Consider the following 21,978-nt stretch of genomic DNA (forward strand, 5'->3'; position numbering starts at 1 on the left):
ATCGTGCCCGTGCAACTCGTCAGCGTCGCCGCGCTCGCGGAGAACCGAGTGATCGGCAACGACGGCGGCGTCCCGTGGCCGGACCTCCCCGAAGACGTCCGCCAGTACCGCGAGCGCGTCGCCGGCTCGCCCGTCGTCCTCGGCCGCCGGACCTTCGACTCCATGCCCGACGACCTCCCCGGCCGCCGGCAGATCGTCGTGAGCCGCAGCGTCGATTCGGTGGACGAGCCCACCGCGGTCGTCGCCGACGGCGTCGACGCGGCGGTCGAACTCGCCCGCGAGAAAGTCCGCGAACGAACCGATGCCCGCGCGGCCGACGGCGTCGCCGGCGAGGCGTCGCCCGCCGGAACCGGACCGGTCGACGCTCGCCCGGATGACTCCCTCCCAGACGACCCCCTCTCGGACGCCGCCGTCTACGTCCTCGGGGGCGGGACGATATACGAGCTGTTCCAGCCCCGCGTCGACCGGATGGTCCTCAGCCACGTCGACGGCGCCTACGAGGGCGACACCCGGTTCCCGGCGTGGGACGAGACGGCGTGGCGCGTGGTCGACGAGACGGCGTACGACGGGTTCACCCTCCGCGAGTGGGTCCGGCGCGCGGACGCGACCTGACCGCCGCGGACGCCTCCCGCCGCGGACGCCTCCTGCCGCGGCTCGTCACACGAGCGCCTGTGGTTCTCACATCTGCGAGTCGGGGCCGTTGATTAAGTAGACTCGCTCTCTTCGACTAAGCTGAACATGGCTGTGTCATGGTGGTTCGCGGGGCTGTTCGCGCTCTCGGGAGCCGCCTGCTTCGCGGCCGCGCTCCACGGCTCCCGCCTGCGGAACGACGACGCCAGGCACGGCCTCCGCTGGCTGCTGATCCTCGTCGGCGTCTGGGGGGTCCTGCAGGCCGGCGTGCTGCTGGCCGGCACGGAGTCGACGGCGGTCGCGCTCTACGTCCTCGCGCTCCTCGCCGGCTTCGCCACGCCGTTCGCGTGGCTCTACTTCGCCTCCGCGTACGCCGCCCGCGACTACCACCGCCGACCGAGGTACCGGTGGGTCGGCCTCGGGGTGTACGTCGCTGTCGCCGGGATGAAACTCACGAACCCGATCCACGGCCGGTACTTCTCCGCGTCCTTCCGCACCGATCCCGCTCGTCGCCTCGTCATCGACGAAGGGGCGCTCTACTGGGGGTCGCTCGCCCTCGCGTACGCCCTCTCGCTCGTCGGCTTCTACCTGCTGTACCGTCTCTTCCAGGAGTCCGAGCATTCCTCGTGGACGCTCGTCGGGCTGTTCGCGGCGACCGGACTGGCCGTCGTCCCGAACGCGGTCGCACAGGCGGCGCCGAGCGTGCTTCCGGCGCTCAGCTACGAGCCGCTCGGGGTCGCGGTGTTCGCCGTCGGGACGGTGTACTTCGTGGAGGACACCTTCCTCGCGCTCGAACGGACGGCGACCAACTCGTTCGTCGAGCGCACCGCCGGCGGCGTGCTCGTCCTCGGCCCCGAGGGACAGGTCCGCGACCACAACGAGCGGTTCGCCGAGCTGTTCCCCTCGGTCGCGGCCGGTGCGACTCGCGTCGGGGAGATCTCGCCGGCCGTCGCCGACGCGTACCGCGAGGAGCGGACCGCTCTCGTCGACGTGGCCGAGTCCGAGAGAGACACGCGGACTTACTGCGTCACGAGCGAGTCGCTCTCCATCGGCGGGGCGGAGTTCGGGCACGCGCTGCTCGTCCAGGACGTGACCGAAATCGAGCGACAGCGCGAGCGGATCGAGCGCCACGAGGAACAGCTTGGGGACATGGCGGGCGCGATCGCCCACGAGCTTCGGAACTCCGTCGCGATCGCCGACGGCTACCTCGGGGACGCAGCGGGGCGGCTCGACGGCGGCGACGACCCGGACGCCGCCGAGTCGATCGCGGTGGCGCGCCGTCGGATCGATCGGATCGGCGACGTCGTCGAGGACCTCCACACGCTGGTGCGACACGCCCGCGACTTCGACGACCCGTCGCTCGTCGGCTTCGAGGGGGCGGTGCGCGACGCGGAGGCGGCCTCCGACGTCGGCGTCGACGTGGTCGTCGAGGGGTCCGGCCACATCCTCGCGGTCCCGACCCGATTCAAACAGCTGCTGAAAAACGCGTTCGCGTTCGCGGCGTTCAACGAGGCGACCACGGTGACGGTGTCGCTGACGGACGGGGGATTCGCGGTCACGGACGACGGCCGGTTCGCCGCGGGCGCCGCCGCCGACGCCGAGCTGCTCTTCGAATACGAGAGCGCCGAACCGGCCGCCGACGCCGGGATGTCGCTCCCCAACGTCCGCGCTCTCGCCCGGATCGAGGGCTGGTCCATCGAACCCGACGTCGCGCACGACGAAGGGGTCCGGTACGTCGTCTGCGGTGCCACGGTCGAGCCGCCGGCGCCCGCCGAGCCGGAGCCCGACGCGTGACTCGTCGTCGCCGACTCGGGCGCGAGTCGCCGAAGCGCTCGTCCGAGGTCAACGGCCGCCGGAGTCGCTTTCGGACTCCGCGTACGACCGGAGCTGTAGCTCCGCGCTCTCGGTGAGCCTGTCGAGCGCCTCCGCCGTCCCGTACTCCCGCGCCTCGACCGACGCCTCGGCGACGAGCGTCCGGACCGTGTCGAACGGCCCTATCCGGGCTCCCGTCGTGGCGACGCGGTCCTCGGCGTCCGCCAGCTGGTCCATCGCCGTCCGGTAGCCGGGGTTCTCGTTGAACCAGCCCTCCCGGGAAAGCCGGTCGACGGCCCCCTCGTGGACCGGGAAGTAGCCCGTCTCGCGGTGCCAGCGGGCCTGCCGCTCCGGGGCCGCGAGCCACCCGAGGAACGCGGCGGCCGCGCGCTTCGCGTCGGTCGGCGCGCCGTCGGCGACCCACAGCGACCCGCCCCCGACGACGACGCCGTGGCGCTCGTCGGCCACCGGGAAGTAGCCGGTGCCGACGGGGAACGATGCCCCCTCGCGAACGGTGACCATCGCCGAGGTCGACCCGATAAGCATGCCGGCGCGCCCGTCGTGGAACGCCTCTCTGGCCTGCCCCCGCGCCTCGATTCCGGGGTCGTGGTACAGCCCGTCGGCCGCCATCTCGGCGATCCACTCGTACACCCGCTCGCCCGCCTCGGCGTCGAAGTACGCCTCGGTCGGGGTCCCCGCCCGGCCGTTCTCGGCGTCGACGAGGGGCTGGCCCGCCTCGGCGAACCACTGCTCGACGAACCACGAGTAGTTCGCGAACGTGATGCCGGTCTCGACGCCGCCGCGCTCGACGAGCCGCTCGGCGCAGTGCCGCACCTCGGCGAACGTCGACGGCGGGTCGTCCGGGTTCAGCCCGGCGCGCTCGAAGGCCGCCCGGTCGTAGTAGAGTACCGGCGTCGAGGCGTTAAAGGGGAGCGAGTGGAGCCGCCCGTCCGTCCGGTAGTAGTTCGCGACCGGGTCGAGGAGGTCGTCGGGGTCGAGCGCGGCGTTGGCCCCGAACCGGTCGCGGTCGACCGCCTCCAACAGCCCCTCGACCGGCGCGAACGCGCCGCTGTCGAGCGCGCGCTTCGTCCCGATCTCGTAGAGGTGCGCGACCGTCGGCGGCTCGCCGCGCTCGGCGGCCGCCAGCGTCGCGTCGAACACGCCGCGGTAGCTCCCCTTCGAGGACGGTCGGATCTCGACCCCCTCGGTCGCCGCCTCGAACTCGGCGGCGAACTCGTCGAGCAGGTGGGCCTTCCGCCCGCCGAGGGCGTGCCAGAACTCCACGACGGTCGCGTCGTCGTCCGCGGTCGCCCCGTCGAGCGCGTACGTCTCCAACTCCTCGTCGAGCGCACCCGTCCGGTCGGAGAGCGTCGACGCGCCCGCAGCCACCTCGGTCAGCGATGTCTTCTGCGTGTGGGCGATCGTCGTCACGGCGGCGGCGTCGGCGGCCGTGTCGTCCGCGAGCGCGCCCACCGATTCGACCATGTCGACGGCCTCCTCGATCGAGGCCGCTTGGTCGTCGGTCGCCTCGCTGATCTCCTCGACTCCGCTCGTCGTCTCCTCGACGTCCTCGGCGAGGTCGGCGAACGCCTCCAGCGCGGTCTCGGCCGTGTCGATCCCGTCGCCGACGCGCTCGCGCATGTCGGCGATCTCCGCGACGGTCGCGTCCGTCTCCTCGCGCACGTCGTCGATGGACGCCTCGATCTCGGCGGTCGCCTCCTGCGCCTCCTCCGCGAGCGACTTCACCTCCTCGGCGACGACCTCGAAGCCGGCGCCGGCCTCGCCGGCCCGCGCGGCCTCGATCGAGGCGTTCAGCGCGAGGATGTTCGTCTCGTCGGCGATATCGCGGATGAGGTCGGTGACGTCCTCGATCGCGGCGACTTCGCTCTCCAGCGACTCGACGCGCTCGCGGGCGGTCTCGGTGCGTTCGTCGACGACCCGGAGCTCGTCGATCGCGGCCGTGGCGGCGTCGTTGCCCTCGTCGGCGCGCTCGGCGACGCTCGCCGCGGTGGTCGCGACCTCCTCGGCGGAGGCGGCGACCTCCTCGGTCGCCGCGGAGACGCTCTGCAGCTCCCGCGTCGCCTCCGCGATCTCGTCGCGCTGCGTCGTCGCGGCCGCCTCGATGTCGTCGACCGCGGCGTACACGTCCTCGCTGCGGTCCTTCGCCCGCGCCACGTTCGACCGGACGTGATCGGACGCTCCCGCGACCTCGTCGCCGAACCCGTCGGCCGCCGAGAGGGTGTCGGCGACGTCGTCGACGAAGGCGTTGAGGTCGCTCGCGAGCGCGGCCGCCTCGGTGTCCCTCTCGTCCCCGTCAGGCTCCGGGAACCGCGCGCCCAGGTCGCCGTCGGCGAGCCGCGCCGCGACCTCGCGGAACGCCCCCGTCGGAAGCCCCTCGTCGTCACCGGACGCCTCCGGCCCCTCGCTCGCTCCCGTCGCCGTCGCTCCGTTCGTCGCGTGCCCGTTCGACCGCTCTCCGTCCCCTCGGGACGGCTTCTCTCCGTTCGACCGTTCGCCGCCGCCGTTTCGACTCATTCGTCGCCGGTTTCGGATCGGGGTATATAACCACTCGACCGGAGTTCTCGGAACTGATAAGGGAACCGCGGGCGGCGGCCGCGAAAAGCGAGCGCCTACGCGTCGGCGTCGTCGGCGTGCGCTTCGTCACCCTCGTCGCGTTCCTCGGCGACATCGACGCGCTCCGCGAACCCGAACCGCGGCTTGGCCTCGTCGATCTCGACGGTCACGGTCTCGCCGACCGCGGCGTCCGAGACGAAGACCGAGTACCCCTCGACGTACGCGATCCCGTCGCCCTCGTCGCCGAGCTCTTCGACGGTCACCTCCAGTCGGTCGCCCGCCTCGACGGGCGCCGTGTTCAGTCCCTTCGCGACGAGGTACACCTCCGAGGAGGAGTCGCGGGAGGCGGGCGGCGAGACGGTCCGGAGGTACTGGAACTCCCCGCGGACGTCCTCGCGGAAGGCGTCGAGGTCCTCGCCCTGGAAGGCCTTCGCGACGAAGTCGCCGCCGGGCGCGAGCAGCTCCTCGGCCACGTCGAACGCCTGCCTGGCGAGGTGAATCGACCGGGCGTGGTCGAGGGAGTACTCGCCGGTCATGTTCGGCGCCATGTCGGAGACGACGACGTCGGCCCCGCGCTCGCCGACCGCCTCGCGCAGGTAGTGACGCGTGCGCTCGTCGGTCATGTCGCCGCGGATCGTCTCGGCGTCGTGCTCCTCGAGGTCGTCGATGCGCTGGAGGTCGACGCCGACGACCGTCCCTGACTCGCCGACCTCTTCGGCGGCGACCTGTAGCCACCCGCCGGGCGCGGCGCCGAGGTCGACGACGGTGTCGCCGCGCTCGAACAGGTCCGACTCCTCGTCGATCTGTTTCAGCTTGTAGGCCGACCGGGCGCGGTACCCCTGCTGTTTCGACTTGTTGTAGTATTTGTCCTTTCCTGCCATTGGTTGCGGGCCGTAGACGATACAGGCCTAAACCCGTGTCGTTGTCCCGATTCGTCCGCCAAACATCCAGAGATTGTTACCGGTACATGAGACAGAAGATAATGAAGCAAACAACCGTATTAGACACTGAAATACCCGAAAGCGTCCGACACGGGCGGCTATCGAACCTCCGAGATTCCCCGCTCGTTTACCGATTAGAAAGCGTGCAAGCCCATGAGGGACATATCCGGTGTATCTCCGACTCCCACCTCCTATGAGTTCACAGGAATCGCACGTCGACGCTGAACAGTTCCTCACCAATCTTGTCAATTTCCGCTACCGGGAGGTGATGATGGCACTCGCGACACTCATCGTCGTCGCCGGGTCGGTCGTCTTCTTTCCGGGGACGGACAACCTCACCGCGGGACTTCAGTCGGACGTGTCGGGTGGGTTGCTCGCCCTGTTCGTTCTCGTCGCAATCGCGGCCGGTGCGGTCAAGGGGATGATCGGCTTTGGCTACGCGCTCATCACGACGCCCATCTTCGCGTCGGTCATCGACCCGACGCTCGCGGTGGTCGTGCTCGCGATTCCCCCGTGGATGCTCAACGTCTTCCAAATCGGCGAGACGGACACTGGCATCGCGTTCATCCGGGAGGAGTGGGTGTTGCTCGGACTGGCTGTCGTCGGCTCTGTTATCGGCGTCACGTTCCTCTCGCAGTTCCGGACCGGCCCCATCGTCCCCTTCCTCATCGGGCTGGTCATCCTGGGCTACGTCGTCTTTCAGGTCCTCCAGAACTTCGTCACGGTCGAGGAAGCCCACCACCCCGTCGCGCTCAGCGTCGCTGGCTTCCTGGAGGGATTCTTGCTCGCGGTGGCCAACCTCGGCCCGGTTCTCCCCACGTACTTCCACACGTTCGAACGTGACGTCGAGCGGTATATCGGCGGACTCTCGATGGTTCTCCTGACGATATTCACCGTCCGCATCCTCCAGATGGCCTTCTTTACCGACCTCATGACGACATACCGGCTCTGGCTCGGTTCGGTCATCGCCGTCGTCACCATCGTCGGCCTGCTCATCGGCACCTACCTGCGACGGCTCGAAATCGACGAGGAGAAGTTCAACTGGCTCGTGGTCGGACTCCTCTTTCTCATCACGCTCAACATCTTCCGGAACACGATTCCGGCGCTGTTTTTCTGATTACTGTCGTTCCCCACGGTAGACATTTGCTACCGCGGCACATACAGCCGGCATGGCCTACTGCGAGCACTGCGGCTTTCGCATCGAGCGGGGGGTAGAAACCTGCCAACAGTGTGGCCACCTCGACTTCTCGTACGTCAGCGACGACGCCAAACCGATCGACCCCGAAGACATCAGGTGGGCCGACACCGAGCGGAACTTCGACTTCGAGACGACGAGCCGTGAACTGGCTGCCGGGCTCTCGGTGTTGCTTACCCAGCGCGGAGAGAAGCACTCGTTGAAATACAGGGACGCAAAATCGTCGTACACGATTCGGACCTGTGACTACTACCGTTCCGGACGCGACCCGGTGCTAAACGACGTCGACCACGACGGGTACGTCTACGACCTGAGTGTCGAAGAAAACGAGAACTTCGTCGACGGCGTCGGCGGTCTCGTCCTCCACAACACCGACTCGGTTATGTTAGAGGTTGGAGATGTCGGCCCCGAAGATGTCGAGGGCGGGGTCGAGATTACCGACGAGATGCGGGAGAAACACCCGGAAATGGATGAGGGGGAACTCGAAACCATCGCGGCGACAATCCAGAAGGGGTTCGAACTGGAAGACGTCATCAACAGTTCCTACGACGAGTTCGCCCTGGAGGAACTCAACGCGGCCGAACACCGCTTCCAGATCGAGTTCGAGAAACTCTACCGGCGCTTCTTCCAGGCGGGCAAGAAGAAACGCTACGCGGGACATATCGTCTGGAAGGAGGGCAAGGACGTCGACGACATCGACATCACGGGCTTCGAGTACCAGCGCTCTGACATCGCCGCCATCACGAAAGAGGTCCAGAAGGAGGTCATCGACATGATTGTGACCGGCGAGGACACAGAGACGGTCAAGGAGTACCTCCACGAGGTCATCGAGGATTTCCGGGCGGGCAACGTCTCGCTGTCGGATGTGGGCATCCCCGGCGGCATCGGGAAGAAACTGGACAACTACGACACCGACACCGCGCAGGTCCGGGGCGCGAAGTACGCCAACATGCTGCTGGGAACAAATTTCCAGAGCGGCTCGAAACCCAAGCGACTGTATCTGAAGAAGGTCCACCCCGATTTCTTCCAGCGGGTGCAGGACGAGCAGGGGCTGGACCCCTCCGAGGACCCGCTGTATGGCGAGTTCAAGCGGGACCCGGACGTCATCTGCTTCGAGTACGACGACCAGGTGCCCGAGGAGTTCGAGGTGGACTGGGACAAGATGCTCGACAAGACGCTGAAAGGCCCAATCGAGCGCATCATCGAGGCACTGGGCATCTCGTGGGAGGAGGTCAGGTCCGGGCAGGAACAGACCGGACTCGGGCAGTACATGTGACCGGACTGTCACCGCCAGCAGCTAGTCGGTCAGAATCTCGAAGCGCGCACCGCCGTCCTCGCCGTTCGTAATCTGCAATTCCCAGCCGTGGGCGTCGGTGACGTTCTCGACGATCTGGAGGCCGTACCGGCCTTTTTCGGTGTAGTAGTCGACGACGGACTGGCCGGCGGCGAGGGCATCCTCGGGAAAGCCGGGGCCGTCGTCTTCGACGTAGAATCCACCGTCGATGTCCCCGACGGTGACGGTTACGCCATCCTCGGCCTGTGACTGACTGTCCGTCGAACCGTGCTCCACGCTATTCCGAAAGAGGTTCTCGAAGCACTGTCTCAGGCGTCGTGGGTCGGCGTCGACGGTGGCTGTCGTCTCGACGTCGAGCGTTCCGGGCCCATCGCTGGTGGCGTCCCACACCTGCCGTGCCATCGACTGTAGCTCCACGATCTCCGTCTCGTGGATGTCCCCGCCCGTGCGCGCAACCGTAAGAACCTGGTCGACGATTTCCTCCATCCGTTCTGTCGCCTCGGCTATCGACTGGAGCCGGTCTTCGTGTTCGGACTCTTCGATGAGTGCCAGATTCGCACTGATAATCTGGAGCGGGTTGCGCAGGTCGTGTGAGACGAGTCCGGCGGCCTCGTCTAACTGTTTGAGTTTGTAGGCCGACCGGGCGCGATACCCCTCCTGTTTGGCCTTGTTGTAGTATTCGTCTTTGCCGCTCATCTGCCTCTCCTCCCGTCTCGTGACGCCTTGCGCGCGAAGACCGCTGGCGAAACTGCGTTCATAAGGTCGCATACGCCGCCGACGCGGAAAGGGACGTCGGATGTGCGCCCCCTCTCGCCCGCGGGCGACTCGGAAAGATTTACAAGTGTGCTTTTGTTCGTACAAATTAGATTGTCAATGGCTGCGAACACGGTTCACGACCGGCTGTGACTCGCGCGAACGGAACTCACGCTCACGCAGGTGCTGTCCGTCCTCCTCGCGGTGGCGGCGCTCGGCTTCGCGCTCGCGCTGCTCCAGGAGCCGACGGCACACGAGGCGATGCACGACTTCCGGCACGCGGCCGGCGTCGTCTGCCACTGAGATGATCGCCGCCTACGTGGCGAACGGCGTCAAGTCCGGGCTCGTCGCGGGGCTCGCCTTCGGGCTGCTCGTGGCGCTCGTGGCGAACCCGCTCGTGGCGTTCGCCGAGGGGAGCGCGCACGTCGAAGGCGCGGGCGGCCACGACCACGCGGGCGACTCTCACGGGGAGGGCGGGCTCTCGGCTTCCGTCGCCGACGGCGCGAGCGTGCTCTCCGGCGTCCTCTGGGGCGTCTTCCTCGGCGTCGTCGCGTTCGGGGTCGCCTTCTACCTCCTCGAGCCGATCGTCCCGGGATCCGGCGCGGTCCGGAGCTACGCGTTCGGCGCCGCAGGCCTGCTGACGGCCTCCGTCGCGCCGTGGCTCGCGTTCCCGCCCGGACCGCCCGGGAACGTCGGCCGTCGCGGCGGCAGCGGCCTCGCGGCCGGGCTGACGAACGAGCTGGTCCACGTCGCCAGCGACGCCCGCGACGGCGGGGTCGAGCTGTGACGGGCGAGGAGGCGGCCCCCCCGGACCTCCCCGATCGCCCGGCCGAGGCGGCGAGCGCGGCGCCGGAGCCGTCCCGGGCCGACGACGAGGACCGCCGGCCCGTCCACGCCGTCGGCATCGGTCCGGGGAACGCCGAGCTGCTGACGCGGCGCGCGGGTCGGCTGCTCGGCGAGGCCGACGTCGTCGTCGGCTTCGAGACGGTGGTCGACTTCGTCGCCGGGGAGACCGACGCGGAGCTTATCACCTGTGGCTACCGCGACGAGCCGGAGGCGCTCGGGCGGTTCGCCGCTCGCGCCGCCGACGGCGCGCGCGCGGTCGCCGTGCTGATGGGCGACCCGAACCACTCCGGCTACCAGTTCCTCGGCAAGGTCGAGGCCGCCGTCGACGCGCCGGTCGCGGTCGTCCCCGGGATCTCCTCGGTGCAGGTCGCCGCGAGCCGTGCGCGCACGCCGCTGGAGGCGTCGGTCTTCGAGACGCTCCACGTCAGGGGCGACGTCTCGCCCGCGCTCGCCCGCCTCGGCCGAGCCGTCGGCGACCGACACCTGATCGCGATCCCGCGCCCGTACGACTGGATGCCCGAGGACATCGCGGCCGAGCTCGTTTCCGGGGGCGCGGACCGGGGCCTCGACGCGCTCGTCTGCGAGCGGCTGACCCATCCCGACGAGGCGATCACGCGAACCGATCTGGGAGCGCTCGCCGACGGCGCCGGCGGCGACGAGCCGGCCGACAGCGCCTTCTCCGACCTCTCCGTGCTCGTCGTCCGCGCCTGATTCGGCGCGTGACTCCCGGGCAAGGGTCGCCGACTCAGTCGCCCCGCTCGTCGGGATTCTCGCGGTCGCGGTCCTCGCTGACCCGGCGGCGACCTCGGAGTCGGCCCGGCTCGTCGGAGTCAGTCGCCGGGACCGCCTCGAAGTCGAGACCGGCGTAAAACCCCTCCAGTTTCGGGTCGAACTCCGCGGTCACGAGACCGACTCCGGCGTCGCGCTCGGCCCGTCGCACCGCGGCGGCGACGAGCGCGGAACCGATGCCCCGTCCGCGACGCGCCCGCCGGACGGCCACGGCGTCGACGTGTAGCCGGTCCGGCTCGGGGCGCGTGGCGACCAGCGCGCCGACGACCGCGTCCGTCCTTTTAAACCGGGCGACGAGCGCGTCGCCGCCGTCGATCGCGGCGGCGACGCCCTCGGAGTCCGTCTCCAGCATGGCGGCGTCGAGCACGCGGAGCACGCCGAGGCGGTCGTCCGGCGAGGCCGTCTCGACCGCGACACTGTCTGGGAGGTCGGTCGGATCGGCCGGACCGCGCTCCCCGCTCACGCGCCGTCCGTCGCGCCGCCCTTTATCAGTCGGAGCAGCTTCACCGACCCGGCGTCGACGACGCGGTCGCCGGGGACCGGAGAGCCGTCGACCAGCGCCGACGCCTCCTGCGGGTGGTAGCCGGCCTCCCGAATGAGGTCGGCGTAGGTGGCGTCGTCGGGGAGGTCCAGCTCGGCGGTCCCCTCGCCGACGACCTCGACGGTGACGTTCATCGGCGGAGCCGCTCGACGGTGACGTTCATCGGCGGAACCGCTCGACGACGCCGGTCACGACTCACCCGTCCAGCTCCTCGCGGAGCAGCCCGTTCACCTCGCCGGGGTCGGCGCTCCCGCCCGTCGCCTGCATTACCTGGCCGACGAGGAAGTTGATCGCGCCCTCGTCGCCGTCGTGATAGTCGCCGACCGCGTCGGGGTTGTCGTCGATGGCGGCCGCGACCGCGGCCTCGACCTCGCCGGAGTCGGCGACGCCGAGCCCCTCGCGCTCGATGACGGTGTCGGGGTCGTCGCCCGCGTCGAGCATCTCGCGGAGGACGACCTCCTCGGCGTTTTTCACGGTGAGCTCCTCGGCGGCGACGAGTTCGACGAGGCGCTTGAACTCGTCCAGACGGTCCTCGACGTCCGTAATCTGCATCTCGCGGTAGTTGAGTTCGCCGAGGAGGTTGTCCGCGACCCACGTCGCCGCGAGGTCGGGGTCGAACGACTCCGCGACGTCCTCGAAGAAGTCGGCGACCGCCTTCGTCGAGGTGAGCTTCGAGGCGGACTCGCGGTCGAGCCCGTACGCCTCCCGGAAGCGCTCGCGGCGGGCGTCGGGCAGCTCCGGGATCGGGATCTGCTCTTTCCAGTCCGACACCTCCAGGGCGGGGAGGTCGGCCTCGCGGAAGTAGCGGTAGTCCTTCTCGGCCTCCTTCGAGCGCATCGAGACGGTGACGCCGCGCCCCTCGTCCCAGTGGCGGGTCTCCTGTTCGATCTCGCGGCCGCGCCGGAGGACGTTCTCCTGCCGGGTGATATCGTACGCGAGCGCCTGCTCGGCGCCCTTGTGGCTGGAGATGTTCTTCACCTCGGCGCGGTTCACGTCCGCGAGGGCGTCGTCCGTGATCGTCCCGTCGTCGGCGACCTCGCTTTCGGGCACGAGCGAGACGTTGGCGTCAACGCGCAGGCTCCCGTCGCGGGTCGGGTCGAAGACGCCGAGGTACTCGAGGACCTCCTCCAGCTTCGCCAGGAAGGCCCGCGTCTCCGCCGGCGACCGGAAGTCCGGCTCGGTGACGATCTCCATCAGCGGCGTCCCGGCGCGGTTGTAGTCCACGAGGGTGTGAGTGGCGCTCTCGATGGAGCCCCCGGCGTGCTGGAGGCTCCCGGGGTCCTCCTCTAGGTGCGCGCGCGCGATCCCGATGGTCCGGGGCTCGCTGTCGACGCGGACCTCCAGCTCCCCGGACTGGCAGATCGGGGCGTCGTACTGCGTGAGCTGGAAGTTTTTCGGCAGGTCGGGGTAGTAGTAGTTCTTCCGGTGGAACGTCGTCGTCTCGGGGATGTCGGCGTCGATCGCCTTGCCGACCTTCACCGCGGCCTCGACGGCGCCCTCGTTGAGGACCGGCAGCGCGCCCGGCAGCCCGAGGCAGGTCGGGCACGTGCGCGTGTTCGGCTCCTCCTCGGCGGCGGGCTCCGTCGAACAGCCGCAGAAGATCTTCGTGTCGGTCTCGAGCTGGACGTGGACCTCCAGCCCGATCACGACCGTGTGGTCTTCCGTCGCGGCCTGAGTACTCATTACCGACCCGTTACGGGCGGGTCACCTAAATCGTGTCGGGACTGATATGACGTGTGATGAGGCCGATTCGTTTCGATTTCGGGGACTCGTTTTCGCGGTTCTCATCTCCACGTCGTTGCCGTCGCTGACGCGGAATACGCTCATATCGCCTCAGAAGTTCGCTTATAAATGACCGACTGCTACACGGGGACCGCTCACAAAGCCCCAGCCGATTACTGATAAATCGTTGACGGCGGATCGACGGCGGACTCCTCCGAAGCCCCAGCCGATTACTGATAAATCGTTGACGGCAGATCGACGGCGGACTCCTCCAAAGCCCCAGCCGATTACTGATAAATCGTTGACGACAGATCGACGGCGGACTCCTCCAAAGCCCCAGCCGTGAGGACGGCGCACGCTCGCTGTGCTCCTCGGTCGCTCGTTTCACTCGCTCCCTCCGGTGCTTACGTCGCCTGCGCCGTCCTCACGGCTGCCCCTTTGGGTCCCACCCCGCCACGCACTACAACCGCGCCTCATGCCTCCCCAGCCTCGTCGGTCGCCCTCCGCGTTGCTCCGGACGACCCACTCCCTCGCACGCGCTCCTCGTGGCCTGTCGGCCACTCGGAGGCGCGCGCCACCGCAGTTCCGAATGAGTCGTGTCGCGTCGCTCGCTTCGGTCGATCCCCCGCTGGGAACGTTGCTAAACCCTTATGAGCGCGCGGATGAGAAGGACGGCCGTATGAGCGACCTCCCGGACGACTTCGACTGCACCCTCACCAACTGGGAGTACATCTACGGGCTCTGCCGCAACGTCTCCAACGAGGTGAAACGCGCCGACTTCGAGCCGGACGTGGTCGTCGCGCTGGCCCGCGGCGGCTGGTTCGCGGGGCGGTGCGTCTGCGACTTCCTCGGGCTCAACGACCTCACGAGCCTCAAGATGGAACACTACGTCGGGACCGCCGAAAAGAGCGGCGAGCCGCAGATCCGCTACCCGATGCCGGAGGGAAGCGTCGAGGGGAAAGACGTCCTAATCATCGACGACATCGCGGACACCGGCGGCTCGATCCGCCGCGCCGAGGAGTACGTCGACGACCGGGAGGCCGCCGAGGTCCGCACCGCGACGCTCCAGCTGCTCGGCACCTCCGAGTTCCAGCCCGACTTCGTGGGGGAGCGACTGGAGGAGTGGACGTGGGTCGTCTACCCGTGGAACTTCCTCGAGGACATGATCGACCTCACCGAGGGCGCGATGGAGCGCGCCGACCGGAACGTCTTCGATCGGGAGGACGTCCGGCACTACCTCGACGAGTACCACGGCATCGGCCGCATCGAGATGGAGGTCGCCCAGGCCGGCCGCCTCGACGAGGTGCTCGACGAGATGGTCCGCCGCGACGTCGCCGACCTGGCGGGCGAGAACGCCTGGACCCTCGCCGAGTAGCCGCCCGCGATGGCCGGAGACGAACCGGAGTCCGACGGCGACGCTCCCCCCGAGGCCGAGCCCGCCCTCGACGCCCTCCTCGACGCCTACGCCCTCAAAGACGAGCGGCGCACGGGCTGGCAGCTCCGCGGCGTCGACGAGCCCGAGTCGGTCGCCGCGCACGCGTGGGGCGTCGCGTACCTCGTCTTAACGCTCGGCGACCGCTTCCGCGGAGACCTCCCCGACGTCGACCTCGACCGCGCGCTCCGGCTCGCCGTGGTCCACGACGTCGCCGAGGCGGAGACGGGCGACGTCGCGACTCGCGCCGATTCGACGGCGGAGACGGTCGACCCCGACGCCAAGGAGGCCGCCGAGCGCGAGGCGATGCGCGACCTCGCCGGCCCGCTCCCCGACCGCGTCCGCGACGCGTGGGAGGCGTACGAGGCCCGCGACTCGCCGGCGGCCGCGCTCGTCAAGGAGTGTGACCTCCTCGACGTCTGCCTGCAGGCCGTCGTCTACGAGCGTGACGACCGATACGACCCCGACCGGGGGGATCCGGACGCCTTCCGCGAGTACGACGACCTCGACGAGTTCTTCGCGACGACCGAGCCCCGGCTGCGGACCGAGACGGGCCGCGCACTGTTCGCCCGACTCCGGGAGCGGTATCGCGACGCCCGGGATGGGGCGTGAACTCAGTCCGACGCGCGCCAGGCGGCCGCGGCGGCGTCGATCACCGCCAGCGCGTCTCGACTGCCGTCCGCCTCGCCCTTCTCGAAGTCCTCCTCGGTCTGCCCCATCTGGTTGGTCACGTGCGCGAAGCAGACGACCGCCCGGTCCCGGGCGTCCGCGAACGCGTACAGGGCCGCCGCCTCCATCTCCACCGCGAGGACCCCCTCGGACCGGGCGCGTTTGATCGCGGTCTCCGTCTCCCGGAAGGGGGCGTCGGTCGTCCACGTCGCTCCCGCGTACACCGGTCGAGACACCGCTTCGCACGCGCGTTCGACCGAAGCGCGGAGGTCGGGGTCGAGACTCGCGTACCGGCCCGACGACCGGTAGTGGTGGCTCGTCCCCTCGTCGCGGAGCGCGCGCTCGATGAGCACGAAGTAGGGCGGATCGTCTTTCGGCACGATCCGCCCGGACGAGGTGACGCTGACGAGGAACTCACAGCCGGCGGCGAACAGCTGCTCTGCGACGAGGACGGCGAACGACGCCCCCACGGCACAGCCCACGATCCCGAACTCCTCGCCGTTCCGTTCGAACCGGTAGAGGTCGGTGTGATACCCCGGCCACGTCTCGTCTTTTTCCGCCGCACCCGCGGCCGTCAGGTGACGGACGACGTCCCCGTCCGGGTCGAGGACGCAGACGTCCGGGACCCGGCGTTCCGGGAGGTCCTTCTGCCGCCGCGCGTTCTCCATGAGGGCCCCGGGCGCGAACACGGATGGTTCGTCGAACTCCTTCGCCTCGAAGAGCGGAGACGCCTCCGAGTCGGACGAATCGGTCACACGTCGACGTTCGCGGAACCGACGAAAGGATATTTCGGTCGCTCGGCTCGCCGGCTCGCGCCTCTCCCAGAGATTTCGACGACTGTCGAACCTCAAAACGACGAATGCAGGGCCTCTCCCGGCGGATTAGCGTCGAGAGATAGCAAGAACGTTAACGGCTGAGTTTGTTCCGATAAGTGAGAGCTTTCATCACGCATGTCCGAACACACTGATCTTGTCATCGTCGGCGGGGGTATCAGCGGGGCGTCGCTTTTATACGCGGTCGCGAAGTTCACCGACGTCGACGACGTCACGCTGATCGAGAAGGAGCGGGAGATCGCCGCGGTGAACTCCCACCGCACGAACAACTCCCAGACGCTCCACTTCGGGGACATCGAGACGAACTACACCCTCGAGAAGGCCGAGGAGGTCAAGGAGGGCGCCGAGCTGCTCGCGGGCTACCTCGAAGGCACGGACCCCGACCGCGAGATGCACAGCAAGCGGAGCAAGATGGTGCTCGGCGTGGGCGACGAGGAGGTCGCCAAGCTGGAGGAGCGCTACCGAGAGAACGGGTTCGGCGACCTCTACCCGAAGCTGCGCGAGATCGGCCGCGAGGAGATCGGAGAGCTGGAGCCGAAGGTCGTCGAGGGGCGGGACCCCGACACGGAGCTCAAGGCGCTCCAGACCCCCGACGGCTACGTCGTCGACTACGGGGCGGTCGCGCAGTCGTTCGTCGACGACGCCCGCGCCGAGGACGGCGTCGCCGTCCACCTCGGTACCGCGGTCGAGAACGTCGACCGGACCCCCGACGGGTTCACCGTCGAGACCGACGACGGCGACTTCGAGTCCGACGCGGTCGTCGTCGCCGCCGGCTCCCACAGCCTCCAGTTCGCCAAGGAGATGGGGTACGGCGAGGACATGTCCCTATTACCGGTCGCGGGGAGCTTCTTCCTCGCCGACGACCTCCTGAATGGGAAGGTGTACACGCTCCAGATGAAGAAGCTCCCGTTCGCGGCGGTCCACGGCGACGCCGACGTCCACGACGACGGCGTCACCCGGTTCGGGCCCACGGCGAAGCTCGTCCCCGCCCTCGAGCGCGGCGAGCTCTCCACCGTGAGCGACTTCGCCGACGTGTTCGGCTTCTCGCCGGCCTCGGTCCTGAGCTACGTCAACATCCTCTCGGACCGTATCCTGTTCCCGTACGTGGTCCGGAACCTCGTGTATGACATCCCCGGGATCGGCAAGCGCGCGTTCCTGCCCGACGTCCAGAAGGTCGTGCCGAGCGTCGACGTCGACGACATCGAGCGCGCGAAGGGGTACGGCGGCGTGCGCCCCCAGATCGTCGACACGGAGAACAAGGAGCTCGACATGGGCGAGGCGAAGATCACCGGCGACGGCATCCTCTTCAAGATCACGCCCTCGCCGGGCGCCTCGACCGCGCTGAAGAACGCGATGACCGAGGTACAGGCCGTCCTCGACTTCTTCGACGAGGACCACGAGTTCGACGAGGCGGCCTTTCGCGACGCCACCATCGAGAACTTCCCGCGCGTCGACGACGCGGCCGAAGCGGCCGACACGGACGCCGAGAGCGACGACGCGGCCGCGGGAGACGCCGACGTCGAGAGCGACGACGCGGCCGCGGGAGACGCCGACGTCGAGGATCCCGATGACGACGACCGCGTCCCCGCCGAGGCCGACGACTGATCCGGTCGCTTCGCCGATCCCGACCCGTCGCTCCGTCGACCCGGTCTCCCGGCCGAGACCCGGACCGGGGCGCCCCCCCCCGCGGAATCGGTCGGATCCCGTCCGATTACCCTCCTCTCACCGATCTCCCGTCGCTATCCGCGTTGAGCCGCGGACGACCGGATAAACTCGGCGAAGCAGATCTGCTCACGACGGCAACGCTCGCAATCGACGCGGCCGAGGTGGCCCTGCAGGCTGGCCCGCCGGCCGACGCCGCCTCGCAGGCCCCCGCGTTCGTCCAAGAGATCCTCGCCGAGGTCGGTTCCAGGGCCGGCGACGCGGCCGGCGGCATCGGCGAGGCGATCAGCGGTCTGACGCCCGGCGGAAGCGACGCGGCCGAGCGCGCCGGCGAGGCCGCGAGCGACGCCGCGGGGAATGCCCCCGGCCGATAGCGTCGGCCGCCTGACCGAGAGCGATTCTCCCCTGCCCGACCCCGCTCGCCGGCTCCTTTCCGCGTACCCCCGACCGTATCCGCGGTTTCGCGCACCCGTCCGAGCGCCGGCCGTCGACGGCGTCCCCGTCCGGGTCAGGTTCGCGTCTCCTCGACGACCTCCCGCTCGAACGCCTCTCGGAGCACCCGGATCGCCCGCCGCTTCGTCCCGTCGGGGACGAACACGAAGGGGATCGGCACGTCGAACGCGCGGTCGCCGTACAGCCCCCAGTCGCCGACGGACCGCGTCGTCCCGCCGTAGGCGATGGGGATGTCCTCCAGCTCGTCGGGGTCGTAGGCGGGGACGTACGAGCGGTCGATCCACACCTCGTGGACCGGCGCGTCGAGCGCGTCAGCGAGGAGCCGCTCCAGCCGGTCGTCGCTCTCGGTGAGCCACGCCGTGAAGTCGTCGAGGTCGGGGGCGCGTCCGTCGTCGCGGGTCTCCTCGTCCCCGTCGCCCTCGTCGTCCCCGTCGCCGAGATCGCCGCTGAGCTCCCCGCCGATCCGGTCGGCGAGCGCGATCCGGTGTTTCCAGCAGGTGGCGGGAAAGCGCCGCCCGCGGAACCGGTCGTACATCGACGCCAGCGTCGAGTCGGGGTGTTCGCGGGCCGCGATCCGGAGGCGTTCGAGCACGGCGTTGTCGTCGAGCTCCCGGGCGAGCACCCCGTCGACGGTCACCGGACTCTCGCCGGTCACGGCCTCGTACTCGCCGAGCAGCTCCTGGAGGAGGCGGTTGGCGTAGACCGCCTTGTGATGCTGGGTGACCCACATGTACAGCGCGATCCGCCCTTCGAGGTAGTTGCCGATGGTCGAGAGCGCCTTCTCGGTGAGCGCGAGCCCCTCCTCGGGGTGGGCCGTGTAGGCGTCGACCATGCGGTCGACGTCGAAGCTCAACACGCCGGCGCCGGTCATCTGGTTGTCGCGGGTGATGTAGTCGAGCCGGTCGACGTCAATGGGGGAGTGAAGCAGCTGCGCGCCGACCCCGTACTGCCAGGGCTCGCCGCGCTCGTACGCGAGGCTGTACCCGAGGACGTACGCGCACACCTCGAAGGGGTCCACGTCGAACGAGCGCAGGGCGTCGCCGTACTCCTCGACGATCAGGACGCAGCCGAGCAGCTCGTGCGGGCTCGCCGACCGGAGCGGCGCCCCGCCGACGCCCGCCCGGTCGAAGGCGTCCATCAGCCCGGTGTCGACGATCCGCTCGCGGAGGGCGCCTTCGTCGAGGAACCCCTCCGAGAGGTGCGAGAAGGGCGGGTGGCCGACGTCGTGGAGGAGACAGGCGCACTCCAGCGTACGCTGGATCTCCTCGAGCTCGTCGGTCGTCACGTTCTGCGTGACGTACGGCTGGCGGCGGAGGTTCTCGAAGACGGTCCGACCGAGGTGGTAGACGCCGAGCGAGTGCTCGAACCGCGTGTGGTTCGCGCCGGGGTAGACGAGGTGCGTCGCCGAGAGCTGCCGGACGTACCGCAGGCGCTGGAACGGACGCGTGTCGACGACGCCGTCGACGAGCGCGTCCGGCAGCTCCACGTAGCCGTGGACGGGGTCTTTGATCTGGGTGGTGGCCATCCGGATGTCCGAGGGACGGCCGCCCGGGCCCTGCCTCTTTCGGTCCCTCTCCCCTCCCGGCCACCGTTTGCCCCTCTCCCCACGGCACGTCCCGATTCCGTCCTTATAAGTAGCGAGCGCGGCGATCTACACGCATGGTATCGGACGCCGGCGACGGGACCGCCTCCCCGCTCGTCGATCGATGGCTCGCGCTCGACCGGGGCTGGCAGGCGCTCGCGCTCGGGCTGGGAGTCGTCGCCGCCCACGCCGCGGGACAGGCCGCGGGCGTCTTCTGATGGGCGTCGTCGCCGCCGCTCGACCGTACCTCCCCGGTCTCGCGCTGCTGGCCGCCGGCGCGCTCCTCTCGCACCTCGTCGCCGGCGCGGTCGACGGGCTGCAGCCGCTCGTCGTCGCGGTTGCGCTCGGCGCGCTCGCCGGCAACACGGTGGGCACGCCAGAGGCTGCGAAACCGGGGGTTGGCGTCGACAAGCTCTTTTTGGAGACCGGGATCGTCCTGCTCGGCGCCGCGGTCGTCGTCGAGGAGTTCCTCGCGGCGGGGCCGACCGTGCTCGGCATAGTCGTCGTCGCGGTCGGCGGCGGGCTCCTGCTCGCCGAGGCGATCGCGCGGGTCCTCTTCCGACTGGACGGGACGACGCCCTCGCTGCTCGCCGCCGGCGCGAGCATCTGCGGCGTCTCCGCGGTCGTCGCGATCGGGCGCGTGCTCGACGCGCGCGGGTCAGCGATCACGTTCGCGGCGGCAACGATCCTCCTCTTCGACGCCGTCACGCTCGTGGCGTTCCCGATCGCCGGGGAGTGGCTCGGACTCACCGGCCGCCAGTTCGGCGTCTGGGCGGGCGTGAGCATGTTCTCGACGGGCCCCGTCGCGGCCGCGGGGTTCGCGCACTCGCCCGAGGCGGGCCAGTGGGCGACCGTGACGAAGCTCGCGCGCAACTCCCTGTTGGGGGGTGTCGCCGTCGTCTACTCGCTCGCGTACACGGCTCGATCGGCGACCGAGCCCGGCGTGCGCCGGCTGTGGGCGGAGTTCCCGAAGTTCCTCCTCGGCTTCCTCGCGGTCGCCGCGATCGCGAACAGCGGGCTCCTCTCGCCGGCCGCGCTGGAGTCGATCGGGCGCGTATCGGACGCCCTCTTCACCCTCGCGTTCGTCGGCCTCGGCCTCTCGATTCGGGTCCGCGAGATGCGCGAGGTCGGCGGGGCCGCCGTCGGCGCCGTCCTCGTCCACCTGCTCGTCGTGAGCGCGCTCGCGCTGGCGGCGGTGCGGTGGCTGCTGTGAGGCGCCCCGAGGCGCGCCGCCGCCCGCGTTCACTCCTTATAAGTAGCGAGCGGGCGCACTCCGCGTATGAGCACCATCGGCTTTATCGGCGGCAGCGGCATCTACGAGGCGCTCCCCCTGAACGACGTGCGCGAGGTCGAGTACGACACGCCGTACGGCGAGCCGAGCGACGCGATCACGATCGGCGAGTTCGCCGACACGGGTAAGGAAGTCGCCTTCCTCCCGCGGCACGGCTCCGAACACGGCGTCTCGCCCACCGACCTCCCGTACCGCGCCAACATGTACGCCTTGAAAAAGGCCGGCGTCACCCACATCTTCGCGTCAAACGCGGTGGGGAGTCTGAAGGAGGAGCTGAAGCCCGGCACCCTCGTCGTCCCCGACCAGATCTACGACCGGACAAAACACCGGCACCTCTCCTTTTACGGCGACGGCGTGGTCGTCCACCAGCCGTTCGCGGACCCGTACAGCCCCGAACTCGTCGACCACCTCACCGAGGCCGCGGAGTCGGCGGCGCCCGCCGACACCGGCGTCGTCAAAGGGGGCACCTACGTCTGCATCGAGGGCCCGCAGTACTCGACGCGCGCGGAGTCGGAGTTTTATAAGAGCCAAGGGTGGGACCTCGTCGGCATGACCGCGATCCCGGAGGCGAAACTCGCCCGCGAGGCCGAGATCGCGTACGCGACGATCGCGGGCGTCACCGACTACGACGTCTGGAAGGCGGACAGCGAGGTCACCCTCGAAGAAGTGCTGGAGAACGCGGAGCGGAACCAGACGGCGATCAAGGCCGCCGTCGAGGCGGCCGTGCGGACGCTCCCCGAGGACTTGGAGTGTGACGCGCACACGTCCCTCGAAGGCACCGTCAACACACCGACCGAGGCGATTCCGGAAGAAACGCAGGAACGCGTCGAGCCGCTGCTGGGCGACTACTTATAAATAGACGAAGCCGTGCGGTGGCGCGTGCCGACGAACGCCCGAAGGGCATGAGTCGCACGCGCGAGGGACGCGGCGACCGGAGCGAAGCGGAGGGAGCCGCGAGG

The 21,978-nt window shown here is 69.3% G+C and carries 19 protein-coding genes and 4 pseudogenes; 15 read left to right on the forward strand and 8 right to left on the reverse strand.

What is annotated here, in order from left to right; translation table 11 throughout:
* Positions 1-9 precede the first annotated feature (9 nt).
* Complete coding sequence (locus tag N5096_RS14250; protein ID WP_267665474.1) at positions 10-612, forward strand: dihydrofolate reductase; 603 nt, start codon at positions 10-12, stop codon at positions 610-612.
* Between the two features lie 126 nt (positions 613-738).
* Positions 739-2,424, forward strand: a complete 1,686-nt coding sequence (locus N5096_RS14255; protein WP_267665475.1) for a histidine kinase N-terminal 7TM domain-containing protein — start codon at positions 739-741, stop codon at positions 2,422-2,424.
* A gap of 48 nt (positions 2,425-2,472) precedes the next feature.
* Here the strand turns inward: N5096_RS14255 and N5096_RS14260 are convergent, their stop codons facing one another.
* Both N5096_RS14260 and N5096_RS14265 read right to left on the reverse strand, forming a co-directional pair.
* Complete coding sequence (locus tag N5096_RS14260; RefSeq protein WP_267665476.1) at positions 2,473-4,977, reverse strand: extracellular solute-binding protein; 2,505 nt, start codon at positions 4,975-4,977, stop codon at positions 2,473-2,475.
* Positions 4,978-5,072: 95 nt separating this feature from the next.
* On the reverse strand, positions 5,073-5,897 hold the full coding sequence (locus N5096_RS14265) for an RlmE family RNA methyltransferase (protein ID WP_267665477.1): 825 nt from the start codon (positions 5,895-5,897) through the stop codon (positions 5,073-5,075).
* Between the two features lie 253 nt (positions 5,898-6,150).
* Here N5096_RS14265 and N5096_RS14270 point away from each other — a divergent pair, with 253 nt between their 5' ends.
* Both N5096_RS14270 and N5096_RS14275 read left to right on the forward strand, forming a co-directional pair.
* Complete coding sequence (locus N5096_RS14270) at positions 6,151-7,074, forward strand: sulfite exporter TauE/SafE family protein (protein WP_267665478.1); 924 nt, start codon at positions 6,151-6,153, stop codon at positions 7,072-7,074.
* Positions 7,075-7,276: 202 nt separating this feature from the next.
* Positions 7,277-8,428, forward strand: a pseudogene (locus N5096_RS14275) (DNA polymerase domain-containing protein); the annotation flags it as partial.
* A gap of 21 nt (positions 8,429-8,449) precedes the next feature.
* On the opposite strand, the gene N5096_RS14280 reads toward N5096_RS14275, so the two are convergent.
* Positions 8,450-9,142, reverse strand: a complete 693-nt coding sequence (locus N5096_RS14280; protein ID WP_267665479.1) for a sensor histidine kinase — start codon at positions 9,140-9,142, stop codon at positions 8,450-8,452.
* A gap of 225 nt (positions 9,143-9,367) precedes the next feature.
* Between N5096_RS14280 and N5096_RS14285 the strand changes: the two are divergent.
* The 4 genes and pseudogenes from N5096_RS14285 to N5096_RS14300 form a co-directional block, all read left to right on the forward strand.
* Positions 9,368-9,502, forward strand: a pseudogene (locus N5096_RS14285) (CbtB domain-containing protein); the annotation flags it as partial.
* A gap of 1 nt (position 9,503) precedes the next feature.
* Positions 9,504-9,875: pseudogene (locus tag N5096_RS14290) on the forward strand (CbtA family protein); the annotation flags it as partial.
* Positions 9,876-9,887: 12 nt separating this feature from the next.
* A pseudogene (locus N5096_RS14295) lies at positions 9,888-9,986 on the forward strand (precorrin-8X methylmutase); the annotation flags it as partial.
* Complete coding sequence (locus N5096_RS14300; RefSeq protein WP_267665480.1) at positions 9,983-10,756, forward strand: cobalt-precorrin-7 (C(5))-methyltransferase; 774 nt, start codon at positions 9,983-9,985, stop codon at positions 10,754-10,756. The pseudogene N5096_RS14295 and the gene N5096_RS14300, both read left to right, overlap by 4 nt.
* Positions 10,757-10,790: 34 nt before the next feature.
* Here N5096_RS14300 and N5096_RS14305 read toward each other — a convergent pair whose 3' ends face one another.
* The 3 genes from N5096_RS14305 to gatB all read right to left on the reverse strand — a co-directional run bounded on the left by N5096_RS14305 (position 10,791) and on the right by gatB (position 13,058).
* Complete coding sequence (locus tag N5096_RS14305) at positions 10,791-11,297, reverse strand: GNAT family N-acetyltransferase (RefSeq protein WP_267665481.1); 507 nt, start codon at positions 11,295-11,297, stop codon at positions 10,791-10,793.
* The gene (gene samp2 / locus N5096_RS14310) at positions 11,294-11,509 is read right to left on the reverse strand and encodes a ubiquitin-like small modifier protein SAMP2 (RefSeq protein ID WP_267665482.1); all 216 of its coding nucleotides are present in this window, start codon (positions 11,507-11,509) and stop codon (positions 11,294-11,296) included. Before samp2 ends, N5096_RS14305 begins: the two co-directional genes overlap by 4 nt.
* 61 nt (positions 11,510-11,570) lie before the next feature.
* The gene (gatB, locus tag N5096_RS14315; protein ID WP_267665483.1) at positions 11,571-13,058 is read right to left on the reverse strand and encodes an Asp-tRNA(Asn)/Glu-tRNA(Gln) amidotransferase subunit GatB; all 1,488 of its coding nucleotides are present in this window, start codon (positions 13,056-13,058) and stop codon (positions 11,571-11,573) included.
* 718 nt (positions 13,059-13,776) lie between these two features.
* On the opposite strand from gatB, the gene N5096_RS14320 reads away from it, so the two are divergent.
* Together N5096_RS14320 and N5096_RS14325 are read left to right on the forward strand one after the other, a co-directional pair.
* Positions 13,777-14,472, forward strand: coding sequence for a phosphoribosyltransferase (locus tag N5096_RS14320; RefSeq protein ID WP_267665484.1), 696 nt, complete (start codon positions 13,777-13,779; stop codon positions 14,470-14,472).
* 9 nt (positions 14,473-14,481) lie between these two features.
* Positions 14,482-15,141, forward strand: a complete 660-nt coding sequence (locus N5096_RS14325) for an HD domain-containing protein (RefSeq protein WP_267665485.1) — start codon at positions 14,482-14,484, stop codon at positions 15,139-15,141.
* A 2-nt stretch (positions 15,142-15,143) separates the two neighbouring features.
* On the opposite strand, the gene N5096_RS14330 is transcribed toward N5096_RS14325, so the two are convergent.
* Positions 15,144-15,953: a nucleoside phosphorylase gene (locus N5096_RS14330; RefSeq protein ID WP_267665486.1), complete on the reverse strand. Its 810-nt coding sequence runs from the start codon at positions 15,951-15,953 to the stop codon at positions 15,144-15,146.
* A 195-nt stretch (positions 15,954-16,148) separates the two neighbouring features.
* On the opposite strand from N5096_RS14330, the gene N5096_RS14335 reads away from it, so the two are divergent.
* Together N5096_RS14335 and N5096_RS14340 are read left to right on the forward strand one after the other, a co-directional pair.
* Positions 16,149-17,636, forward strand: a complete 1,488-nt coding sequence (locus tag N5096_RS14335) for an FAD-dependent oxidoreductase (RefSeq protein ID WP_267665487.1) — start codon at positions 16,149-16,151, stop codon at positions 17,634-17,636.
* Positions 17,637-17,779: 143 nt separating this feature from the next.
* Positions 17,780-18,067, forward strand: a complete 288-nt coding sequence (locus N5096_RS14340; RefSeq protein ID WP_267665488.1) for a hypothetical protein — start codon at positions 17,780-17,782, stop codon at positions 18,065-18,067.
* A 134-nt stretch (positions 18,068-18,201) separates the two neighbouring features.
* Here the strand turns inward: N5096_RS14340 and N5096_RS14345 are convergent, their stop codons facing one another.
* Complete coding sequence (locus N5096_RS14345) at positions 18,202-19,671, reverse strand: HD domain-containing protein (protein ID WP_267665489.1); 1,470 nt, start codon at positions 19,669-19,671, stop codon at positions 18,202-18,204.
* 134 nt (positions 19,672-19,805) lie between these two features.
* Between N5096_RS14345 and N5096_RS14350 the strand changes: the two genes are divergently transcribed.
* From N5096_RS14350 to mtnP, 3 genes are all read left to right on the forward strand, one after another.
* Positions 19,806-19,946, forward strand: a complete 141-nt coding sequence (locus N5096_RS14350; protein WP_267665490.1) for a hypothetical protein — start codon at positions 19,806-19,808, stop codon at positions 19,944-19,946.
* Positions 19,946-20,941 (forward strand): YeiH family protein, encoded by a 996-nt coding sequence (locus N5096_RS14355; RefSeq protein ID WP_267665491.1) that lies wholly within the window; start codon positions 19,946-19,948, stop codon positions 20,939-20,941. The genes N5096_RS14350 and N5096_RS14355 overlap by 1 nt, the downstream gene beginning before the upstream one ends.
* 66 nt (positions 20,942-21,007) lie before the next feature.
* On the forward strand, positions 21,008-21,874 hold the full coding sequence (gene mtnP / locus N5096_RS14360) for an S-methyl-5'-thioadenosine phosphorylase (RefSeq protein ID WP_267665492.1): 867 nt from the start codon (positions 21,008-21,010) through the stop codon (positions 21,872-21,874).
* The last annotated feature ends 104 nt before the right edge of the window (positions 21,875-21,978 follow it).

This window comes from Halorubrum yunnanense (assembly GCF_026586675.1).
Taxonomy (GTDB): domain Archaea; phylum Halobacteriota; class Halobacteria; order Halobacteriales; family Haloferacaceae; genus Halorubrum; species Halorubrum yunnanense.